Below are 20097 nucleotides of genomic sequence, written 5' to 3'. Positions count from 1 at the left end.
ACGGCTTGGTGGTTCCCATCATGCAAGCTGCATGGGTTTTTGAAATCTCAGACAATGCGAGAATACATAACCTTCTTAAGATCTGCCACATAGAGGATCGGCACGATCATCGCTAGGTAAGCATAGTGAATTGGCAGTCTAGCCATCCGGGCCACTGCCCCAACCACAAGCATCATTATGAAAACAAAGACACCTAAAACACGCATCGCAGCAGGAGCCCTCTTCAGTGCTGCTGCCCTGTCCTTCGCCAGCTGTTCGAATTACGATAGCCACGCTAAAAACGATGCCGCCACCGGCGCCCTGCTCGGAGCTGCCGCAGGCGCGGCCATCGGTAAAGATTCAGGCAACACCGGAACCGGCGCAGCCCTCGGAGCCGCAGTCGGCGGTGGAGCCGGATACGCCGTCGGTAACGAGAAAGACAAACGCTACTACCGCTAATCGCTCACACGCTCACCCACCCCATGAGGGCCTGGCAGTTCGCCGGGCCCTTTTTTTATGCGCAGCTACTAACAAAAATGGATTGCATGATGCCCAGCATGACGATGCAGAGCGCACCACAGGCACCACAAACCCTCAATCGCTGAAAACACACCAGGCGTCCACAACCCCTTTAAAATCTAGGTTTACAGACCATTTCCCACCCAACCAACAGGCTGGCATGCTCACTGCAAATACGAAGATGCTATGAAAACAAACAACCTACTACTTATAACAGCTGTTACGGGTTCATTGTTCACCCTGCCACTTTCGGCAACCCCTTACACCCACCCAGACGGGGCTTGGATCACGGTGACAGGTAAAGTCACCAAAACATCGCCTAGCGCCTTCATCCTCGATTACGGCAAAGGCGCCATCACCGTAGAAATGGACGATTACGATTGGTATGCCGAGGGCAGCGATATTCTAGTAGACGACAAAGTCGTCGTGACCGGAAGAATCGATGCGGATGAAGACGAGCCTCGCACGATCGAAGCCAGTTCCGTTTTTGTCAAAGGTGAGAACCTTACCTTCTACGCCAGCGCCAGCGATGATGAGGATGTCCGTAAACCCGTCAGAATCGATGTTGTTGAGAAAATACCTACCTTCTCGTTTTACGGTAAAGTCACTAGCATCGATGGCGACACAATGACGATGGATAACGGCTACCAAGTTATCACTGTCAACACCTCCGAACTCTCCGAGAACGCGTTTGACGATGATGGTGACATCCAGCTGGAAATCAACGATTGGGTCACCACCACCGCCCATGTCCACACCGACTATGCGAGCACCAATGTGCTCAATGCCTCAACGGTGATTGAACACGAGAAATAGTAATACACACGCAAGCGAATCAGGCATCAGCCTCATTCCCACCCGACCGCTCATTTTCGAGCCGTCGGGTTTTGCCGTGTAGAAACGTTACGCTAATCGTGCAAAGCGCTCCCAACAGACCTCACCACATTGCATAATGCACGATTCTCACGAGGCGAAACCGTTGACCGCAATTTGTATTCGCAGTGACCGCATTTCATCAGGCCCAACCAACCGACCTCATAACCTGTTGAAAACATGACGCTTACGAACATCAAAAACTCCCCCTTTCCATATCCCTCCGCTAAGCACAGGGAGGAGACGTCGGCTTGGTATGTTAATTGCGATAGTTTGTTCCATGAACGCACCACCAATGTTCTCCCCCGCTCTTGGAATTTGCGCCATTTTGGTCTTCTCTGCCTGCTCAAGCTTCGCTGATACGCCACGTTCCGATCGGGCGATTTACCGAGATATCCAGCACTCCTTCGGTTCCATTCCGGAGCTCCGCACCTCCCAGCTCAACGTGCAGGTGCGTGATGGCCTGGTGGCCGTTCGCGGTCACGTCGACTCTTTGAATCAACACCAGCAAGTCATACACAAAGTGACCAAGGTTCGCGGTGTCGTCTATCTCGTGGATACCCTTTTCATCATCGGCTCAGAACGTCGAAAAGAAGCTGCCGTGAGACAAAACCTCGCCGCCACGCTTAGGCTGGATACACAACTGGATTATCTGAACCTGCAAGTCACCACCAAAGGATCTCACCATCACATCTCAGGTCTGATCATTCATCCGTCGCAGGAAAAGCGCATCCGTAAGGTTGCCCGTCAAGTTCCTGGTGTGAATCGCATTACGACCGATCTCCACCTCAGCAACGCACTGACAGAGCGTTAACACACATCCCCTTTGCTTAGTTGACACCCACCTCTGCCCACCCTCATGCTGAACTCTGTAGGTTGCAAACAGCACTTCACTCACACTTTATGAAAGAAACTTTGGATATTCTGGTCGTCGATGATGAACAATCTATCAGAGACGCCACCATCACCGCCTTGGAAGTTGAAGGCCACTACGCCGAGCCTGCCGCCAATATCAAATCCGCCGAAATGCGGCTCAAGGAAGTGGAATACGATCTCGTCTTTCTCGATTTGCGCCTTGGCGATGAGGATGGGCTAACTTTGTTAGAATCTCTTCAAAAAAGTCACCCCCGTCTTCCGGTGGTGATTTTCACAGCGTATGCATCCGTCGATACCGCGATCAAGGCCACCCAGTTAGGCGCCTTCGATTATCTGGAAAAACCGTTCACTCCCGATCAGATTCGCGCCATTCTCGCCAAGGTCAGGAAACAGATCAACACCCAGAAAGAGATCGTCACTCTGGAAACCAAGGTGAACGATCTCAAAACGCAAGTCATCGCGAACTCACCGGAGCCGCGTTTCGAGTCGGAAGATCCAATCATGCAGAAGGAGCTGAGCACCCTGTTCCGCGCAGCCCCCACATCGGCATCCATTCTAATCCTCGGTGAGAGCGGCACCGGCAAGAGCGTGGTGGCCCGCGCCGTGCACGATCGCAGCTCCGTCGCGGATAAGCCCTTTGTCACGGTCAGCTGCCCCAGCCTCTCGAAAGAATTGCTGGAAAGCGAACTCTTCGGTCACGTCAAAGGGGCCTTCACTGGTGCGGTGAAAGATGCTTGGGGAAAGGTGCATGCAGCCAATGGCGGCACTCTTTTCCTCGATGAAATCGGTGAGCTCCCGATGGAAATCCAGCCGAAGCTGCTACGCCTCCTGCAGGAGAGGGAATACGAGCGACTGGGCGAAAACAAAACCCGCTCGGCCAACGTCCGCGTCATCGCCGCCACCAATAAGAACCTCATGCAGAGTGTCGAGGATGGTGAATTCCGCGAGGACCTCTTCTATCGCCTGAATGTCATTTCCGTGGAAATGCCACCTCTCCGTTCGCGTTTGAAGGACTTGGAATGCTTCGCCAACAGCTACGTCGATTACTTTGCCAAACAGATCGGCCGCCCACTCTCCGGCTTTTCCAAAAAAGGGCTGGAGGCACTGAAGGCCCATCCATGGCCAGGAAACCTCCGCGAGCTCAGGAACTCGGTGGAACGCGCTGTCATTCTCTGTGCGGACAAGTTGATCGAACCTGCCGACCTCCCATCCCCGGCAGACGCCTCTTTGACCAGCCCAAAACACGATGCTATCCTTGGCAGTGACCTGACTCTCGAAGAGCTGGAGGCCGAGCACATCAAGCGCGTGATCGAGCGCACCAACAGCTTACAAAAAGCCGCAGAAATCCTGGGAATTGACAAAACCACTCTCTATCGAAAGCGCAAACGCTACGATAACCTCGATTAATCCCCTTCCCCCCCCCTGAACACACACAAGCCATGCCCGACCCGAAAAAAGCCAATGCCTCTCTGTCTTCCGTAAGTCACGATCTAAAAAGCCCTCTCACAGGAATACGCATGATGTCCCACCTGCTCATGGAGCAGGGTGTAGGCCCTCTCAATGAACAGCAAGAACGCATGATGCAAAGCATCATCACAGATACCGAACGCCTGCTTGAAGCGATCAACACCCATTTTTCCAGCACCCCTGAGGACCAGGACCAAGACTAGCGCCCTTCTAAGTTGCTGATAATTTTACATTCTGACATTGCACAGCAGCTGATTTCCAGATGATATTGTTTTCGGCCATATAACGTTTGAGGCCTAACAATAACGCATGTCAACTCCCACAGAACAAAGTAACGCACTTGCGTTGGATTCTTTGCTTTCGTTTGCTCCCATCGGCTTGGCATTTTTTGATCCGGCTGGAGGATGTATCCGGATCAACGACTACTTGGCCCACATCAACAACCTCCCGGCTGATGAACATCTGGGGAGACATATTTCAGATCTCTACCCGAGTGCCGGACCTGTTTTGGAAAAAAAGATCCAGCAGGTGTTCACCGAAGGTGAGCCAAGCCCATTATTCGAGCTCCATATCACTACCCAAAATGGTCTGGGAAAACAGAACTCGTCAATCTGCCTATTCCCTGTCACGGGCGCAGACAATGCTGTCACTGAAGTGGGCGCTGCCATTTTTCTCCACCAAAACCAGGTCACCGAGGAAGGCCTCCACACACCTCACGAGTTAGCATTCCGCCACTTGGCAGAAACTCTACCACAGGTTGTCTGGACTTCTGACCCCGAAGGAAACATCGACTACATCAGCCCACAATGGTCAGACCTAACAGGGCTTAGTGCCGATTCTGAAAATTACACCCAGATCAACGATTTCATCCACCCCGACGACCGAGCATCCACCGAGGAAGCATGGCAGGCATCCGTGGCCAATGGTGAGATTTACGATCACACCTACCGCCTCAAGAACACCGCCGGAGAATACCGCTACCACACGGCCAGAGCTGTTCCAGTTCGCGACCAGGACGGCAATATCTCAAAATGGTATGGCACCACCACTGATGTTGAGGATCAGAAGCGGATTGAGCTTTCATACAAACAAGCCACCGAGAGCAAGGACATGTTCATCGCCGTTCTGGGCCACGAATTACGGAACCCGCTCGCCGCGATTTCCACTCACTATGAGGTGCTCAATCACCCGAATGTCGATGAGACCCAACGCCAGAAGTCATTGAAACAACTTGGCGAGCAAATCAAGCAACTCAGTGGCCTGATCGAGGATACATTGGACGCCTCGCGATTGACATCGGGGAAATTGCGCGTCGAGAAACGACCATGCGATATCAGCCAATTAGTGGAAAACGCGGTGGATGGATACTCGATCCGCGCCCGCGAGGAAGATCTCACGTTGAATTTTCAGGCCCCCACGGATGCGTTATGGATCGACGCCGATCCTGTCCGTATTTCCCAGTGCATCAACAACCTGATCAGCAACTCCCTCAAATTCACCGATCCGGGAGGTAAAGTTCAAGTTTCGGTAGCTGAATCTGCCGACCATCAATCGGTCGAGATCACCGTCCAGGACAATGGCATCGGAATGAAACCCGATGAAATTGAATCCTTGTTCAAGCCCTTTGAGCAAAGCAACGATGCTGGTCACCGGAGTAAAGAAGGCCTTGGGCTCGGACTGGCGGTGGTTCACAAGATCGTCGAACTGCATGACGGCCACATCCAAGCCAAGAGTGAAGGCGCAGGAAAAGGAACCTCGGTTACGATGGCATTCCCCGCCATCGACAAACCGGTGCGCACCAGTGGCAGCAACGATACGACTAGCACCTCGACCACCCGCACCGCTCATATATTGCTCATTGATGACGACGAAAGCGTTGCCACGTCGCTAGCTCTGTTCTTCGAATTGGAAGGCCACGAGGTCACCGTAGCGCACTGTGCTGGTTCAGCCTTCAAAGCCTTGGAACAAGGACACCCGGATATTATTTTCTGCGATCTCACCCTCGAGGGAGACAAAAATGGATGGGAATTCGCCGAGCAGTTGTTGGCGGAACGAGAGTCTGCCAGCATCCCCTACCTAGTGGCACTGTCTGGGCATACACAGAAAGAGTATCGTGAAAAAAGCGCCGCTGCGGGCTTCGATGAACACCTCAGCAAACCTCCAGTTCCAGAAGAATTGAGGCGTAGCATCGTCAAGGCCCGACATCAGGCGGATAGCCGTCGCTCTGGCTAAATCGCTGTGAGCTATCATCGATAAAAAAGGACTCCCCCTGAAGTGGAGGAGTCCTGTATTGATGATCGATTGCTAAACGAGCAAGGTCATCCAATGTGATTCTTATCAGACGCTTTTTCTACCGAAGATAAGCGATAGGATCCACACGACGAGGAACACGACAAAGAGAATTTTAGCAACTCCTGCCGCAGCTCCCGCGATGCCAGTGAAGCCTAATACGGCGGCAATGATAGCGACTACGAGGAATACGAGTGTCCAGTGTAACATAATATTATAGGGTTAGTTGTTTGTGGTAATATGAGATTTGATAGCCAGATTCAGACTAGTCGGTAGCTTCTTCAACTTTGTCACCGGCTTCTTCGACGGCATTATCCATTTTCTCTCCGGCACGTTCGGCAGGACCTTCTTTTTCACAACTGGCCAGGAACAAAGCTCCAGCACAAACGCAGATGGCACCTAACAATGTCCGTGATACCGGCTTCTTCCGGATGACACCCAATGATTCGGACACCGCGTCCGTGGTCTGATGTGATAATTGGTTGGCGAGCTCTTTTACTTTGGTTGTTTTCATAACATCTCTACTTTAAGCAATCAGTAGCCCAACCCAGGAAAACAGAACCGAAAACGCCCCAAATCCCGACGGAACAAGGGACAGCGAACACTAACATATAACAGAAAACTGTTAGCAAACACCGACTAAGCATGCACATTACCACTCATGACCGTGCAAAACACACACTGATCACTGTGCTGTCATGCTTATCTAACTCCGCATCACAGCGGAATCAGCCAGCACTCGGGCATCGTCCAGAGCTATTCCATGTTTCTCTCGAACTGGCGTTGAGTCCAGAATGCTGAACACGCGGAACCAATTTTCCAAGCAGGGCTCATCAACATGCATCTGGATACTTTCTTCCAGTAACTCAGCCGCCACTCCGAACTCCAAACGCCGGGCATGCACAAAGGCTTGCTCGACTGTGCTTGGATTGTCGTTGTGCGCTTCCAGTACATCACTGACAAATTTCCGCAGTTCCTGCAAAGAAAGAGGTTTGGCGATAAAGTCGACAACACCATTGCGCACAGCGGAAAGAATTGCCCGCTCGGTGACATGGGCGCTGCACACGACCACTCGGGTCATATCCCCTCGATCACGCATCTGGTTCAGCACGTCCAAACCCGTTAGACCAGGCATATTGAGGTCCAACACAATGAGATCAAACTTTTCATGCTGCAACGCAGCCAAGGCTTCGTAACCATCACCACAGCTGGCAATTTCACGGTTAGCTCCCATCAATGCCATTTCCAAACCGACACGCAGCGAGGGCTCGTCATCTACGACGAGGATCCTGTGAGTCATGTCTATGGGGTCAGCCATCATATAAAGCACCTGTGGTTACGGTAACATTTATAGCTAGCGCAAAGCGTGCCAAAGTATAACCGCTACCCATTTCATGACTCAAGAGTAAAATAGAATCACTGGGATGCCGCAAAAAGTCCTGATTTCATAAGGCATTACTGCCCTACCTCAAGGGAGATCATCCACGGTGACGCGACCTTTATCATCAAAGACCATCCCTCACCACAGTGATGCAGATTGCATTCCACCCATCTGAAAACATTGCAGATTGTATGATTTAGAGGCTCTGCACGCAGGCCCAAATCGTCAGACAAAATGCTCTATTCCCCATGTTAGCGAGGCTGAGCCCTCTTCTTTTCATCTGGCATACTGATCGCAATAAAGATGATGAACTACAACAAACACATTATGAAATTAGACTCCTATGAAAAACTACTCGTCCACGAACTCAAGGACCTTTACAGCGCTGAAAAGCAAATTTTGAAAGCACTGCCGAAGTTGTCTGAGGCAGCGAATAACCCTCAGCTCAAGCGTGCATTTGATAATCATCGTGAGGAGACCAAGAAACATATCTCCCGCATTGAGGAAGTGTTTAACCAGCTCGATTTCGAACCTGGCGGAGAACATTGCTCAGGCGCGGAGGGCCTAATTGAAGAAGGCGAGGATATGATCGCTCTGGATGGTGATGAAAACGTCAAAGACGCTGGCCTGATTTGCGCCGCCCAACGCGTCGAACACTACGAGATGGCTGGTTACGGCAACGCCTTATTCCTCGCCACCGCCTTGGGCAAGGACAGCATTGTCGAGATTCTGCGCAAGACGCTCGAAGATGAAGGCAAGGCGGACCGTGACCTTACCCACATCGCCAAACAGGAAATCCTCTCCAGCATGGCCGTCGCCTAACACGTGCCAATGGCAATTTTAACAGCAACACATCAACCTCAAAACTAACAAAAACTATGAGTACAAAAACACAAGACATCAATACCGAATGCATCAACACCTGCAACAGCCTGCTACGCGGCGAACTTTCTGCCGTGGAAACCTATGAGAAGGCGATTGCCAAATACCCATCAGAAAAGGAAACAGCCACCCTGTGCCGAATCAAAGAGGAGCACCAAGCTTCAGTCCGCGATCTGCAGGAGAACATCAAGGCCATGTGCGGCATCCCAGACACAGATTCCGGCAGCTGGGGAACGTTTGCTACCGCGGTCCAAGACACAGCCAACCTCTTCGGCGAGGAATCCGCGATGGCGGCTCTCAAACAGGGCGAAAAACACGGCGAGAACGAATATTTCGAGGCAATCGATAACGATTCAACACTTCCTGCATGCCGCACGTTGATCCAGACCCGACTGCTGCCACGGGTAAAAGCCCACGTTCAGACGATCGATAGTCTGAGCTAATTGCCACACGTAGCCCAAAGAGGTCGTTGCCCGACCTCACACATCCCCGTCCGCTCACTGCGGCCGGGGATTTTTTTTGCAGAGAACACAGCCCATCCGCTCAAATGGTCCAGGCCACAAAAAGCAGTTGGATTTTCCAATTCTCCCCCTATCATTCAGCCACCAAGCACCTTCTGCAACGCCACCATTATGCCACTCTGGATCCCTCCCGTTCTCGCCTTCCTCGCAGGCTCCATCCCATTCGGACTTCTCATTGCCAAAGCAAAAGGAGTCAATATTCGCGAACATGGTTCCGGTAATATTGGAGCCACCAATGTGCTGCGTGTTGTGGGTAAGCCATACGGCATCGGTTGCCTAATCCTCGATCTCCTCAAAGGCCTGATTCCCACGCTGATCGGCATCAGCTTGATTCGCTACGCAGGCAGCTCTAATCCCATGGCCATTGATGCGCTGAAGCCCTACGCAGTGGAGCTCCCGATCTTGAACGCCCAGATTTTGCAAATCCTCACCGGCCTCGCCGCCATCATCGGGCACAACTACTCGCCATGGATCGGCTTCAAAGGAGGCAAAGGCATCGCCACATCCGGCGGCGTGCTGATTGCGCTCATGCCTGCCGCCGTCGTGATCCTGGTGCTGATCTGGCTGATTCTTTTCTTCACCACCAAATACGTCTCCGTCGCTAGCATCGGTGCAGCACTCTGCCTCCCTATCTTAACCATCGGAGGCTCCGCATTCCACGGTAAGTTGGCCGATGGAACTTGGAACAAACCACTTTTCGTCTTCTCCATCGTCGTGGCTCTCATGGCGGTATGGCGACACCGCTCTAACATCGTCGCTTTGAAAAACGGCACCGAAAACAAATTCTCCAAGAAGAAAAAGAAATGATCAATCGCGCAGCAATTCTCGGAACTGGATCGTGGGGAACTGCCCTGGCAACCTTGCTGGCGCAGTCGCTCGATGAAGTTTGCCTCATCGGCCGCAACGCCAAGACGGCCGATGAAATCAACCAGCATCACACCAATCACCACTACCTCCCAGAACTCACCCTGCCGGAGAACATCACGGCATGCACGGATATTGCCGCAGCGGCAACATATCCGCTGGTGCTCTTCGTGGTGCCCACCTCCGCCACCGAGGCCACGGCCAAACAACTCGCTGAAATCAATCTGCCGAAGGAGACTATCCTCGTTTCCTGCTCCAAGGGCATCGCCGCCCACACTGGCGAGCGCATGAGCCAGCTGATCCACGCCCACCTTCCGGAGAACCCGCTAGCGGTGCTCTCCGGTCCGAATCATGCCGAGGAAGTCTGTAAGAGCCTCGCCACCTGCGCGGTGATCGGGGCGGACGACCACGCCCTGGCCGAGCAGCTGCAGAAAATCTTCACCACCAACGCATTCCGCTGTTACACCAGCGATGACGTCGCCGGCATCGAGCTGGGCGCCGCGATGAAAAATGTCTTTGGCATCGCCGCCGGCATCGCCGACGGTCTGGGGCTGGGCGATAACGCCATCGCCGCTTTGGTCACCCGAGGGCTGGCGGAAATGACCCGACTCGGCACCCGTCTCGGCGGCAAGATGGAAACCTTCATCGGTCTCTCCGGCGTGGGCGACTTGATGGCCACCTGCTACTCACCCCACTCGCGCAACAACCGCGTGGGCAAGGCACTGGGCAAGGGAGGCAAGCTCGAGGACATCGTCGCCAATCTCGGCATGGTCGCCGAAGGGGTGCCAAACACCAAATCAATTCACGAAGCCGGCCTCAAGGCCGACATCCGCACCCCGCTGACCGATGCGGTCTACCAGATTCTTTACGAGAACAAACCAGCCTCCGAGGCACTCGAAGAGCTGCTCACGCGCGACACCCGCCCAGAGGCGGATTAGAAAAAACATCGCAACCATGCAAGCCACCACCATCGCAGAAGGAAATTACCTCGGTCTCTACTCTCGAGACGGCTGGGAGTTTTCTGACCGACCCAATGCCACCGGCGTCGTCGGTATCCTTCCGATCACCGCTGACGGCCAACTGGTGCTCATCGAGCAATACCGGGTGCCCGTGCAGGCACGTATGATTGAGATCCCTGCCGGCTTGGTGGGTGACGAGGAGGAGTTCCAGGGCGAGTCCTTGGCCGACTGTGCAGGCAGGGAGTTATTGGAAGAAACCGGTTACCGTGCCGGCGTCATCACCCACCTACTCAGCAGCCCCACCTCGGCGGGTATGACCTCGGAAACCACCCACTTTTTCGCCGCCACGGATCTCCACAGAGAGAGCGCCGGCGGAGGCACCGAGTCTGAGGACATCACCGTGCACCACATTGCCATCGCCGAACTGACGGACTGGCTGAAACAGCAGGAGAGTGCGGGCAAGTTGATCGATTTTAAAATCCACGCCTGCATGTTCCTTGCCCAGCAATCCGGGCTGACCACCAGCGAGGCTTAATCACTTCCCCCCTATTTTCATGCGCTTCGGAGGTATTGAACGACTTTATGGAAAGTCTGCGATGGAGAAATTCGCGCAGGCACACGTGTGCATTGTTGGCATCGGAGGCGTCGGTTCCTGGGCCGTAGAAGCTCTCGCCCGGTCCGGTATTGGCAGGATCACCATGATTGATCTGGATGAGATCTGCGTAACCAATATCAACCGACAACTGCACGCAATGGACGGAGAGATTGGCCGACAAAAAACAGCCGCCATGGCGAGCCGCATCAACGCCATTCATCCCGACTGCGAAGTGGTCTGTTTGGAAACCTTTTTCAGTCATCGCAATGCCGATGAAATCCTCGATCAGGGCTATGACTTTGTCATCGATGCCATCGATCAGGTGCAATCCAAGGCCCTATTGTTAGATGGCTGTCACAAACGAGGCATTCCGGTGATCAGCTGTGGTGGTGCCGGAGGTTTACGCGATCCGTCGTTGATTAAAATCGACGACATCGCCCGTTGTCACAACGATCCTCTGATGAATCATGTGCGCATCAACCTCCGTAAAAAATATGGATTCCCCGCCGGCCCAAATCCGGTAACTAAGCGGAAGCTGAAACTTTTTGGGATCGACTGTATCTTCTCGTCGGAGCGACCGGTCTACCCGCAGTGCGACGGAGAGGTTTCCGTGCAGCGCCCTAAACACGAGCCGGGTGAGAGCAGCCGGATCAACTGCGTGTCCGGATTCGGTAGCAGCACCCACATGACAGCCACTGTCGGTTTCTTTGCCGTATCGCGCTGTCTTAAGCAACTGAGCGAGCATTAGTTTGCCCAAAGAATCGGCTACGCCTCCACGTATCCATGCTTGAGGTAACGACCGTTTAAGATTATCTTCCGCCCGCAGCGGAGATCTTACCTCCTCCCTACAAAAATCCTACTCATGAGCGAATGGACTGACATCGGTGACCAACTACGCGAAGCCCGCGAAAAAAAGGGCGTCGATATCAAGGATGTTGCCCACGCCACACGTATTCCACTCGCCACCCTGACCGCTCTCGAGGAGAGCAATTACTCCATCTTCCCCAGCCCCACCTATGCGCGAAGCTTTTTGGCGCAATACAGCGAATACCTCGGGGTGGATGCTCACGAGTGGGTGGAAGCTTTCGAGACTGGTGACGTGCTCTCCAACGTCAACGACCACGAGTATCTCAAATCACACAACGAGCACATTGGCGCTAACGAAGGCGACCCTAGCCGAAGCTACACTTCATCCAGAAAAGACGATAAGGCATCCGGTAATGGAGCCTCTGTATTCCAGGCAGCCACCGTTTTCCTGATCACCGCAGCCCTAATCGGCGGCGGCATCTATGCCTACAATAAGTTCGAACCAAGCTTCACCGGAGGAGGCGACAGCTCAGCCTCAGATACCGAAGATGGGGGGCAGGCAACGACAGACGGTTCCGGAGAACAAAACTCTGGAGAACAAGACTCGAACACCCGAGCAAACGGAAACACAGCCCGTTCACCCCAGGCAAAGACGCCCCAAGGATCGGACACAGCGATCACCGTCGCAGACCCTGCGCCCAAGGCAATCCCCGCGCCACCAGCCGAAACAAACGAAACTACCCAACCCCGCCTGGGACCACCGCCCAAAGCCATGGTCATCGAGGAAGAGGAGTAAGTCCGTCGAGGAAGAGGAGTATGTCCCTAGTGACCAGTTCCTGAATTGGTATAGCCAGAAATGCTGTGCCCAGAGTGAGTATGCCCGAAGATGCGTTGTTTTACGCAGCCTTTCTTAACAGGGCCACCATCACGCCTTGGATAATCAATTCGCGGGCGGGAATGAGATCGGGGTAATCTTCGTTTTCGGCGTGCAGGAAGGGTTTGCCATTTTCCACGACGTAACGCTTGAGGGTCGTTTCTCCATCGATGAGGGCCGCCACGACATCTCCCTTGCGTGGTTCACGAAATTCTAACACCACAGTGTCACCGTCACAAATGTGGGCATCAATCATCGAGTCACCACGGACTTTGAGGGCAAAGGTGCGGGCGTTGGCGCGCATGCCGAGGGAGGCGATATCGATCGAGATACAGCCTTCTTTTTCAGACTCCACATCCTGCGCCATCCCTGCGGCGATACTGCCGTAGAGGGGGATGTCGACAATTTCTTCACGTTCCATTTCCTCCGGGAAACCGATGCCGCAGGCCTTGTTCGCCTTGCGCACAATCACCCCCTTGCGTTCGAGAGCACGAAGGTGGGACATGGCGGCCGTTTGGCTGGCAAAGTTAAAGTGGTGTTGGATATCGCGCGTCGAAGGCATAAAGCCCTCCTTGCGGTGAGTTTCCTTGAGGAAATCGAGAACCTCTTGCTGGCGTTTGGTTAATTTGACTTCGGACATGACTAAAATGGATGAGTGGTTAAAAGGGAATACGGCCACCGTGTGGCAACCTTTGAACTGACGGCACATGAACACTGTTCTCTGGAACAATAACACGTTCAAATGACTGAACAAGCGGAAATTGGCGAGGTGGTGTTTTTTCCACCGTGTGATGGTCGTGCCCCTTGAGCGATACATCTCATCGCTCGGGCAAGCTGACGAATGAGGTGACTTTATGCTTTCCCTCCCCTGCCCGCCCAAGTGAATATGGAACGACTTCAATCGTCACTAACCATATACCATCATGAGCACTGAATTTAATTCCCCCCAGATCCCCGCCATGGGCCTCGTTGCCAACCTCGAGGAAGACGACCGTCTTTTGCTGAGCAGCTACGGCGAATTCCTCCCCGTGCAGGAGGATCAGTTACTGATCGAGGAAGGTCAGGAACAAGACGCCCTTTATTTGGTCATCTCCGGTATTCTGCATGTGCATACTGATGACGGGGAAAAGCGAACTCTAATGGCACGCGTGGAACCCGGTGAAAGCCTCGGGGAAATCAATATGTTCGATCCCGGCACCGCCAGTGCCTCCGTCACAGCCAAGACCTTCAGCCAGGTCTGGAAAGCAACGCGTGACGATGTCGAGGCTTTCATGCATGAATACCCGGACGCTGGCAACCAGCTCCTCACCGCGATGGTGGCCGAGATGAGTCGGCGTATTCGCCACATGAACGAAAAGCTCGCCGCGATTGAAGCCGAGGCTGCTTATCGCAGCTTCTGGGAATAGCTCTATCCGTAATCCCCCCCACCACCTTACTTCCCCCACCTTTCACCTTCTCTTCTTTTTCGTGCCTGACCTTTTCATCGTAGCCTCGCTGATTGGCTCCCCTCACAGTGTCTCTGGTTTGTTTTTTCTTTTCATGGCTTTAGCGATCGGTCACGTGCTCGCGGACTTCCCCCTGCAAGGCCCGTTCATCGCCGATGCCAAAAACCGCCACGCCGACCTGAGCAAATACTTTGGAAACGACACCCCGTCCGGTGTCTGGATCCACGCCCTCACTGGCCACGCTCTCATCCACGCCGGCGCAGTCTGGCTGATTACCGGCTCGGCAGTGTTAGGAGTCATCGAACTGGTGCTGCACTGGATCATCGACTACCTCAAATGCGAACGCTGGATCGGATTCAATGCTGATCAAATCCTACACTACGTCTGCAAACTCATATACGCGATGATGATTTATTTGGGTGTTTATTGGATTGGTTGATTGGCTACTGGCTACTGGCTACTGGCTACTGGCTACTGGCTACTGGCTACTGCCCCCTGACCACCGACCACCGACCACCGACCACCGACCACCGGCAACGCGGGTTTTACCTCTTACATTAGCTCAGGTAAGAGCGGCAGAGACTAGCCGGTGGTGAAGCTCTGCGAAACCACCGGATTTGGGGACTACTTTTATCGAGCGCCGGAGGTGCAGCAGAAGGTTTGAGCTTTGCGGGATGCCACCCTTCTGTCATCCCGCTGGGATTTGACGCCTTGCATGGGCTGATCCCCGGGTTTCACCACGGGGCTAGCCTATATCGCCCCGGCCGGGGCTGGCTAAGCTTGAGCAACCCATCTTGCCTCAGCGACCAAACCTTCCCTCAAAATCGAAATTCAGGCCACCACCCGCTTGGGGAAGATGAATTCTGCAAAACAGACAAAGAGGATCGTGCTCAGCGGCAGGATCATTATTACCAACGCGCAAAGCCAGCTCTCGCCTCCAAGACGAGAGCTCGCATCAGGCCCCTGATGCACGACAAGGTGATTCGAAGAATACGTCTTCGCCAATTCCTTATTATACTTGTTGCGTAGCTCAGCGCGTATCGCTTGAGCCCTCTGATACTCTTTTTTAGCCAATGCGATGTCATCGGACGATGAGGGTTTCTCAAGAGTCAGAGAGCTTGGCTCTCTGTGAGTTTGATCTTGCAGTTGGCGAAGTCGCCGAGATATCTCACGCACACGATCGCTTTTATTTTGAAATTCAATCTGAATCGCCTTCAGTTGCTCTTGCCTATGCGCGCTAGCAAGTTGCTTTCTTCGCAACCGATACTCGTCGATCACGTATAGGAGAATTGCTTTGGAAAAAGCCGCATCGTGCGTTGTTGCTGTTATTCTCACGTATCCAGTCTCGCTGTCTGTCTCTGTAGCCAAGACCTCCGACAACTTTTGAATTGCCGTCCGCCGATCACCTCCAAGTTCGGCTCGGATACTTTGATTATCTAACATCAGATCAATCAACGATGGTGTAACCACACGGTTTTCGAAAGCTGGGGACATGAATGCCCGGGTTTGAAACTCCCTGTTCGATGAAACTTTATGAGAAACTATCGGGTCGATCTCGTGGATTGGTAAAGTTTCTACCACCACCGAGGATGTATACTTCATCTCAAGCCAGCCCCTCGATGTGGACAAGTGGGCCAGCAGTCCGCTGAGAAGGATCAGTAGGATGATCTCCAACCACCACCAACGGGTCAGCATGCTCAAGAAACGCGACATCTCTCTATACATCCACCCGCTTGGGGAAGATAAATTCTGCGAGGTAGCAGAGGGTCAGGGCGACGATCGTGGCGAGAGGAATCGATATGGCGGTGAACAGGGTGGTGTAGAATGCTCGGCCTTTGGTGCTGGGATGGGAGGCGAGTGATGGCTGTTCGTGGACGATTGCAGGATGCGAGGCAGAGTTCGCTGTGAGGTGTTCAATTTGGATCTGTTGCTCGGTCTCCTCGGAGCTCTGCTTGGCTGCTTGATAATCCTTACGTGCCTGGTTGAAGTCTTCCGAAGAACGGGTGATGTGGCTGCCTTGTTGCTGACGGAGTCGAACTCTTTCCTCTAAGCCAGCCACACGCTCTTCCACCAACTTGAGCTTTATTTTGAGGGTTTCTTTCACGCTCAGGGCTCGGTTTTTCATCGTAGCTTTCAGCTCCGCCAGCTGCTTTTCTTTCACACGCAGCTCTGGGTGGCCCTCGCCCAGTCCGGCATTTTTCAGATCCTGGAGTTCCATGTAGGCTCGCATGTATCTCTCGTAGTGTTTTTTTGCCGCTGCATTTGGCGATTCCTCATAGTGTAGCAGCAACATGGTTTCATTATCCTCGAGCAGGAGAAGTTTATAGATTTCAAAGACGAGCTGTTCTTTTTCCTGCCTCGCCTCATAGAGTTGCTTTTCCACGAGGGTTGCCGATTGCGCCTGATCGGCAAGCTTGCTTGTGTGAGCTCCGTTTTCCTCCTTCCAGATGATGCCCATTTTTTGCGCCACTTGAATCAGGTCGGCGCGTTTCTCAGCCAAACGTTTACGACTCTGTTCCAGCTCCTGCTGCAGCGCCTCAAGCTGCTCCTTGTTCTGCTGGACCTCCAGCTCGGTGCGGCGAGCCACGTAGGTTTGATAGACGGCGGTAACAGCATCCTTCGCAATCACCGGGTCTTCATCGCGGTAGGAAATCTCGATCAGATCCGTTCCGCGTAGAGTCTTCACCTGGAGCGACCGCTGCACGCGCTCAAGCGCGGCAGTTTGATTGCCGCCGAGCCGATTGATCAGGTCCGATTCCTTCAGCGCGCGCTTGAGCGTGGCCTCGGCACGAGCAATCTCGATTTGGGTGTTCAGAAAGGTGTTTGGGTGACTGGCCGATGGGGAACTGACCGTGCCCGATGCCTTGGATGTCATGCTCACCGCGGGGCTTTCCTTAACTTCGATCAAGGCTCTTGATTCGTAGAGCGGTCCGCGCATGCCAAACCACGAAGTGAGCATATAAGCTGATCCGATGATGACCAAGAGGCAGAGCAGTGCCAAGATCCACCAGCGGCGCATAACGCGGCTGGGTCGGAGGTGACCGGGGGAGATCGCGCGCTGCACGGGCATATCAGGAGGCTGATTCATGCCTTATAAGACACCAAGAGGCTGGGAATGTTCAAGGTCAATACACCGCCTGCCCCACAGCGAGGCTCAGCCGTGGACAGGAAGTTAGAAAATAGAGCCCAGTAGAACAGGTGGAGCTCGCCCAGGAGTTGGGCGGTGAATCGGATCAGGGCAAAAAAAACGCTAAGCCTTGGCCCCGGATCGGAGCCTGAAAGCTTAGCGTTGTGTTGAAGAGGTCAGCTGCAGCCGTTCGACTACAGCATATCGGTTTGCTTAGGCGGGAGCGCCTACGGCTTCGCCGGCCAAGGGATCGTCATCACTGGATGGAGCATCGGCGATGGGCTTCTTGGCAACACCACTGTCGGTCTGATTACCGGGGATCGTGGTATTACTGGGAGGTGTTGGTGGGTTTTTCATCTCGCCGTGCTCGATGATTTCCTCAACTTGCTGGGCATCCAAAGTTTCGTATTCGAGCAAAGCCTTGGAAAGCTTCACAAGAGCCTCGTTGTGCTCAATGAGCATGGCCTTGGCTTTAGCGTAGGCGTCATCGATGAGGGTTTTAATTTCCTCGTCAATCTTGCGAGCAGTAACTTCGGAGTAACCGCGGGACGATCCTACATCGCGAGCCACAAAGACCTCACCGCGTTCCTCGCCATATTCGACCATGCCGAGATCGGCACTCATGCCCCACTCGCAGACCATTTTGCGAGCAATGTTGGTGGCCATGCGGATATCGCCGACGGCTCCGTTGGTGACATTTCCAAAAGTGATCTCCTCGGCAACACGACCGCCCATGGCGACGACTAACTGATCGACCAACTCCTTCTGACGGTAGGTGAATTTATCCTCCTCCGGCAAGAACATGGTGGATCCCAAGGACGGGCCACGCGGGATGATGGTGACCTTGTGAAGCGGGTCGGTGTGTTCCAACAGCACGTTGAGAATGGCGTGGCCTGCCTCGTGGTAGGCGGTGTTCTCCTTCTCTTTCTCGCTGAGGGCGAGGCTGCGGCGTTCACGGCCCCAGCGGACTTTATCACGAGCTTCCTCCATCTCGGCGATGGTGACGGAATCCAGTCCTTTGCGCGCGGCAAGTAGGGCTGCTTCGTTGATCAAGTTGGCCAGCTCGGCTCCGGAGAATCCGGGGGTGCCACGAGCGATGATGTTGAGATCGGTATCGGGCTCCATTTTGATCCGCTTGACGTGCACCTTGAGGATTTCCTCACGACCGTTGACATCGGGCAGTCCGACGCTGACCTGGCGATCGAATCGGCCGGGACGCAGCAGTGCGGGGTCGAGAACGTCGGGGCGGTTCGTCGCGGCGATGATGATCACGCCGGTGCGGGTATCGAAACCATCCATTTCCACCAGCAGGGCATTCAGCGTCTGCTCGCGTTCATCGTGGCCTCCACCCATGCCGTGACCACGGTGGCGACCGACGGCATCGATCTCATCAATGAAGATCAGGCAGGGGGAATTTTTCTTTCCTTGCTCGAACATGTCGCGCACCCGGCTGGCACCGACACCGACAAACATTTCCACGAAGTCGGAACCGGAGATCGAGAAGAACGGCACATCGGCCTCACCAGCGATGGCTCGGGCGAGAAGGGTTTTACCCGTGCCGGGAGGGCCTACCATGAGCAGACCTTTGGGCAGGTTACCGCCAAGTTTCTGGAACTTCTTGGGGTCACGCAGGTAGTCGACCACTTCAAACAGCTCTTCCTTGGCCTCCTGGATACCGGCCACGTCTTTGAAGGTGACGCGGTTTTTGTCCATGGTCAGCAGGCGGGCCTTGCTCTTGCCAAAACTCATCGCGCCACGACCGGCCGACTTCATTTGATGGCGGAAGAGGAAGAAGATCACCAGGATGATGAGCATAATCGGCAGCATCTGCACCAACAGGAAGCGCATCATGCCAGAGTCGGGCTGGAAGGCCGCCAAATTCTTGATCACGGCGGCATCGTAGCCAGCGAGTTCCTGGGTGTTGATATCGATTTCAAAAGGAGCCAGCCCCTGCTCGTCGGTGGCTTTGTTCACCTCGGGGAAGACGTAGCGCTTACCGACGATGTATTTATCGTTGGATCCCTCGAGGGAAACGATTTCGAAGGCATTCTTGGGATCGTCCATGATCACCGCGTCACGCGCCAACATTCTGCGCAGATCGTTAAGGGTCAGCTGTTTGCCATCGTTTTCATCGGGGAGTTCTTTGACAATCCGCAGAGGGATCGACTGGCGGGCCTGAATGGCATCCAGTTGTTCCTTGTGCAGCTGGGTATTGATAGGGATCAGGAAGGCTTCCTGATCCGCGCTTTCCTTGTCGCCATTCCATGGGTTGTCTTTGTAGTAGAAACCGGAAACGGTGAAGACCACGGAGGACTCACCGGATTTCTTCAGTTTAAATCGTTGATCGGGAAACCCTTCGCCACGCTTGGGAAGGTTCTGGCTGGAAACCACCTTACCGGCATCGAGGTAATCGAGGAACTCGGTGTAGGAGAGACGCTTGGGCTTCCCAAAACCGCTCGACTGCCAAGCCAGCACCAGGATGCCCAGTGCGATGGCCATGAGAATGATTACGCGCCAGTTGGTGCCGCCGCCATTGGGCTGGCCCTTGTCTGATTTCTTTGCGCCGCGTGGCGTAGGTGGAGGTTCCGGTGGTTGTTGATTAGACATAGAAAAATAAGTAGTAAATAGGGCTCTGCGCG

At 53.9% G+C, this 20097-nt stretch carries 22 protein-coding genes; 15 read left to right on the top strand and 7 right to left on the bottom strand.

Annotated features, from left to right (window positions below):
* Positions 1-177: 177 nt before the first annotated feature.
* The 6 genes from JO972_RS00185 to JO972_RS00160 all read left to right on the top strand — a co-directional run bounded on the left by JO972_RS00185 (position 178) and on the right by JO972_RS00160 (position 5946).
* On the top strand, positions 178-438 hold the full coding sequence (locus JO972_RS00185) for a glycine zipper domain-containing protein (RefSeq protein WP_309487966.1): 261 nt from the start codon (positions 178-180) through the stop codon (positions 436-438).
* 246 nt (positions 439-684) lie between these two features.
* Positions 685-1314 carry a hypothetical protein gene (locus tag JO972_RS00180; protein WP_309487965.1) on the top strand — a complete coding sequence of 210 codons (630 nt, stop codon included), beginning with the start codon at positions 685-687 and terminating at the stop codon, positions 1312-1314.
* A gap of 337 nt (positions 1315-1651) precedes the next feature.
* The gene (locus JO972_RS00175; protein ID WP_309487964.1) at positions 1652-2185 is read left to right on the top strand and encodes a BON domain-containing protein; all 534 of its coding nucleotides are present in this window, start codon (positions 1652-1654) and stop codon (positions 2183-2185) included.
* Positions 2186-2274: 89 nt separating this feature from the next.
* The gene (locus tag JO972_RS00170; RefSeq protein ID WP_309487963.1) at positions 2275-3654 is read left to right on the top strand and encodes a sigma-54-dependent transcriptional regulator; all 1380 of its coding nucleotides are present in this window, start codon (positions 2275-2277) and stop codon (positions 3652-3654) included.
* 32 nt (positions 3655-3686) lie between these two features.
* The gene (locus tag JO972_RS00165; RefSeq protein WP_309487962.1) at positions 3687-3917 is read left to right on the top strand and encodes a histidine kinase dimerization/phospho-acceptor domain-containing protein; all 231 of its coding nucleotides are present in this window, start codon (positions 3687-3689) and stop codon (positions 3915-3917) included.
* A gap of 106 nt (positions 3918-4023) precedes the next feature.
* Entirely contained in the window at positions 4024-5946 is a 1923-nt protein-coding gene (locus JO972_RS00160) for a PAS domain-containing hybrid sensor histidine kinase/response regulator (protein ID WP_309487961.1), read from the top strand.
* Positions 5947-6051: 105 nt separating this feature from the next.
* Here JO972_RS00160 and JO972_RS00155 read toward each other — a convergent pair whose 3' ends face one another.
* The 3 genes from JO972_RS00155 to JO972_RS00145 form a co-directional block, all read right to left on the bottom strand.
* Entirely contained in the window at positions 6052-6213 is a 162-nt protein-coding gene (locus JO972_RS00155) for a DUF1328 domain-containing protein (protein ID WP_309487960.1), read from the bottom strand.
* A 55-nt stretch (positions 6214-6268) separates the two neighbouring features.
* A complete protein-coding gene (locus JO972_RS00150; RefSeq protein ID WP_309487959.1) occupies positions 6269-6517 on the bottom strand; it encodes a hypothetical protein in 249 nt (82 codons plus the stop codon).
* Between the two features lie 192 nt (positions 6518-6709).
* Positions 6710-7324, bottom strand: coding sequence for a response regulator (locus JO972_RS00145; protein ID WP_309487958.1), 615 nt, complete (start codon positions 7322-7324; stop codon positions 6710-6712).
* A gap of 387 nt (positions 7325-7711) precedes the next feature.
* Here JO972_RS00145 and JO972_RS00140 point away from each other — a divergent pair, with 387 nt between their 5' ends.
* The 7 genes from JO972_RS00140 to JO972_RS00110 all read left to right on the top strand — a co-directional run bounded on the left by JO972_RS00140 (position 7712) and on the right by JO972_RS00110 (position 12808).
* Positions 7712-8206 (top strand): YciE/YciF ferroxidase family protein, encoded by a 495-nt coding sequence (locus tag JO972_RS00140; protein ID WP_309487957.1) that lies wholly within the window; start codon positions 7712-7714, stop codon positions 8204-8206.
* A gap of 56 nt (positions 8207-8262) precedes the next feature.
* Entirely contained in the window at positions 8263-8709 is a 447-nt protein-coding gene (locus tag JO972_RS00135; protein ID WP_309487956.1) for a DUF2383 domain-containing protein, read from the top strand.
* Between the two features lie 189 nt (positions 8710-8898).
* Positions 8899-9594, top strand: coding sequence for a glycerol-3-phosphate 1-O-acyltransferase PlsY (gene plsY / locus JO972_RS00130; protein WP_309487955.1), 696 nt, complete (start codon positions 8899-8901; stop codon positions 9592-9594).
* Positions 9591-10589, top strand: coding sequence for an NAD(P)H-dependent glycerol-3-phosphate dehydrogenase (locus tag JO972_RS00125; protein ID WP_309487954.1), 999 nt, complete (start codon positions 9591-9593; stop codon positions 10587-10589). The genes plsY and JO972_RS00125 overlap by 4 nt, the downstream gene beginning before the upstream one ends.
* 16 nt (positions 10590-10605) lie before the next feature.
* Positions 10606-11145 (top strand): NUDIX hydrolase, encoded by a 540-nt coding sequence (locus JO972_RS00120; RefSeq protein WP_309487953.1) that lies wholly within the window; start codon positions 10606-10608, stop codon positions 11143-11145.
* Between the two features lie 19 nt (positions 11146-11164).
* Positions 11165-11953, top strand: a complete 789-nt coding sequence (locus tag JO972_RS00115) for a tRNA threonylcarbamoyladenosine dehydratase (RefSeq protein ID WP_309487952.1) — start codon at positions 11165-11167, stop codon at positions 11951-11953.
* Between the two features lie 114 nt (positions 11954-12067).
* Positions 12068-12808, top strand: a complete 741-nt coding sequence (locus JO972_RS00110) for a helix-turn-helix domain-containing protein (protein WP_309487951.1) — start codon at positions 12068-12070, stop codon at positions 12806-12808.
* A 100-nt stretch (positions 12809-12908) separates the two neighbouring features.
* Here JO972_RS00110 and lexA read toward each other — a convergent pair whose 3' ends face one another.
* On the bottom strand, positions 12909-13526 hold the full coding sequence (lexA, locus tag JO972_RS00105; protein ID WP_309487950.1) for a transcriptional repressor LexA: 618 nt from the start codon (positions 13524-13526) through the stop codon (positions 12909-12911).
* A 283-nt stretch (positions 13527-13809) separates the two neighbouring features.
* Between lexA and JO972_RS00100 the strand changes: the two genes are divergently transcribed.
* Both JO972_RS00100 and JO972_RS00095 read left to right on the top strand, forming a co-directional pair.
* Positions 13810-14292 carry a Crp/Fnr family transcriptional regulator gene (locus tag JO972_RS00100; protein WP_309487949.1) on the top strand — a complete coding sequence of 161 codons (483 nt, stop codon included), beginning with the start codon at positions 13810-13812 and terminating at the stop codon, positions 14290-14292.
* A 133-nt stretch (positions 14293-14425) separates the two neighbouring features.
* The gene (locus JO972_RS00095) at positions 14426-14770 is read left to right on the top strand and encodes a DUF3307 domain-containing protein (protein WP_309487948.1); all 345 of its coding nucleotides are present in this window, start codon (positions 14426-14428) and stop codon (positions 14768-14770) included.
* A 392-nt stretch (positions 14771-15162) separates the two neighbouring features.
* Here JO972_RS00095 and JO972_RS00090 read toward each other — a convergent pair whose 3' ends face one another.
* From JO972_RS00090 to ftsH, 3 genes are all read right to left on the bottom strand, one after another.
* Entirely contained in the window at positions 15163-16026 is an 864-nt protein-coding gene (locus tag JO972_RS00090) for a GumC domain-containing protein (RefSeq protein ID WP_309487947.1), read from the bottom strand.
* 22 nt (positions 16027-16048) lie between these two features.
* Complete coding sequence (locus JO972_RS00085) at positions 16049-17419, bottom strand: GumC family protein (RefSeq protein ID WP_309487946.1); 1371 nt, start codon at positions 17417-17419, stop codon at positions 16049-16051.
* Between the two features lie 252 nt (positions 17420-17671).
* On the bottom strand, positions 17672-20065 hold the full coding sequence (gene ftsH, locus JO972_RS00080; protein ID WP_309487945.1) for an ATP-dependent zinc metalloprotease FtsH: 2394 nt from the start codon (positions 20063-20065) through the stop codon (positions 17672-17674).
* Between the last annotated feature and the right edge of the window lie 32 nt (positions 20066-20097).

The sequence above is a fragment of the Oceaniferula flava genome, assembly GCF_016811075.1.
GTDB classification, from domain to species: Bacteria; Verrucomicrobiota; Verrucomicrobiia; order Verrucomicrobiales; family Akkermansiaceae; genus Oceaniferula; species Oceaniferula flava.
This window is presented reverse-complemented; position numbering and strand designations above follow the sequence as displayed.

Bases quoted from the DNA above. Each gene is read 5' to 3' on its own strand.
- JO972_RS00185 (WP_309487966.1), top strand. From the start codon at position 178: ATGAAAACAAAGACACCTAAAACACGCATCGCAGCAGGAGCCCTCTTC.
- JO972_RS00180 (WP_309487965.1), top strand. From the start codon at position 685: ATGAAAACAAACAACCTACTACTTATAACAGCTGTTACGGGTTCATTG.
- JO972_RS00175 (WP_309487964.1), top strand. From the start codon at position 1,652: ATGAACGCACCACCAATGTTCTCCCCCGCTCTTGGAATTTGCGCCATT.
- JO972_RS00170 (WP_309487963.1), top strand. From the start codon at position 2,275: ATGAAAGAAACTTTGGATATTCTGGTCGTCGATGATGAACAATCTATC.
- JO972_RS00165 (WP_309487962.1), top strand. From the start codon at position 3,687: ATGCCCGACCCGAAAAAAGCCAATGCCTCTCTGTCTTCCGTAAGTCAC.
- JO972_RS00160 (WP_309487961.1), top strand. From the start codon at position 4,024: ATGTCAACTCCCACAGAACAAAGTAACGCACTTGCGTTGGATTCTTTG.
- JO972_RS00155 (WP_309487960.1), bottom strand. From the start codon at position 6,213: ATGTTACACTGGACACTCGTATTCCTCGTAGTCGCTATCATTGCCGCC.
- JO972_RS00150 (WP_309487959.1), bottom strand. From the start codon at position 6,517: ATGAAAACAACCAAAGTAAAAGAGCTCGCCAACCAATTATCACATCAG.
- JO972_RS00145 (WP_309487958.1), bottom strand. From the start codon at position 7,324: ATGATGGCTGACCCCATAGACATGACTCACAGGATCCTCGTCGTAGAT.
- JO972_RS00140 (WP_309487957.1), top strand. From the start codon at position 7,712: ATGAAATTAGACTCCTATGAAAAACTACTCGTCCACGAACTCAAGGAC.
- JO972_RS00135 (WP_309487956.1), top strand. From the start codon at position 8,263: ATGAGTACAAAAACACAAGACATCAATACCGAATGCATCAACACCTGC.
- plsY (WP_309487955.1), top strand. From the start codon at position 8,899: ATGCCACTCTGGATCCCTCCCGTTCTCGCCTTCCTCGCAGGCTCCATC.
- JO972_RS00125 (WP_309487954.1), top strand. From the start codon at position 9,591: ATGATCAATCGCGCAGCAATTCTCGGAACTGGATCGTGGGGAACTGCC.
- JO972_RS00120 (WP_309487953.1), top strand. From the start codon at position 10,606: ATGCAAGCCACCACCATCGCAGAAGGAAATTACCTCGGTCTCTACTCT.
- JO972_RS00115 (WP_309487952.1), top strand. From the start codon at position 11,165: ATGCGCTTCGGAGGTATTGAACGACTTTATGGAAAGTCTGCGATGGAG.
- JO972_RS00110 (WP_309487951.1), top strand. From the start codon at position 12,068: ATGAGCGAATGGACTGACATCGGTGACCAACTACGCGAAGCCCGCGAA.
- lexA (WP_309487950.1), bottom strand. From the start codon at position 13,526: ATGTCCGAAGTCAAATTAACCAAACGCCAGCAAGAGGTTCTCGATTTC.
- JO972_RS00100 (WP_309487949.1), top strand. From the start codon at position 13,810: ATGAGCACTGAATTTAATTCCCCCCAGATCCCCGCCATGGGCCTCGTT.
- JO972_RS00095 (WP_309487948.1), top strand. From the start codon at position 14,426: ATGGCTTTAGCGATCGGTCACGTGCTCGCGGACTTCCCCCTGCAAGGC.
- JO972_RS00090 (WP_309487947.1), bottom strand. From the start codon at position 16,026: ATGCTGACCCGTTGGTGGTGGTTGGAGATCATCCTACTGATCCTTCTC.
- JO972_RS00085 (WP_309487946.1), bottom strand. From the start codon at position 17,419: ATGAATCAGCCTCCTGATATGCCCGTGCAGCGCGCGATCTCCCCCGGT.
- ftsH (WP_309487945.1), bottom strand. From the start codon at position 20,065: ATGTCTAATCAACAACCACCGGAACCTCCACCTACGCCACGCGGCGCA.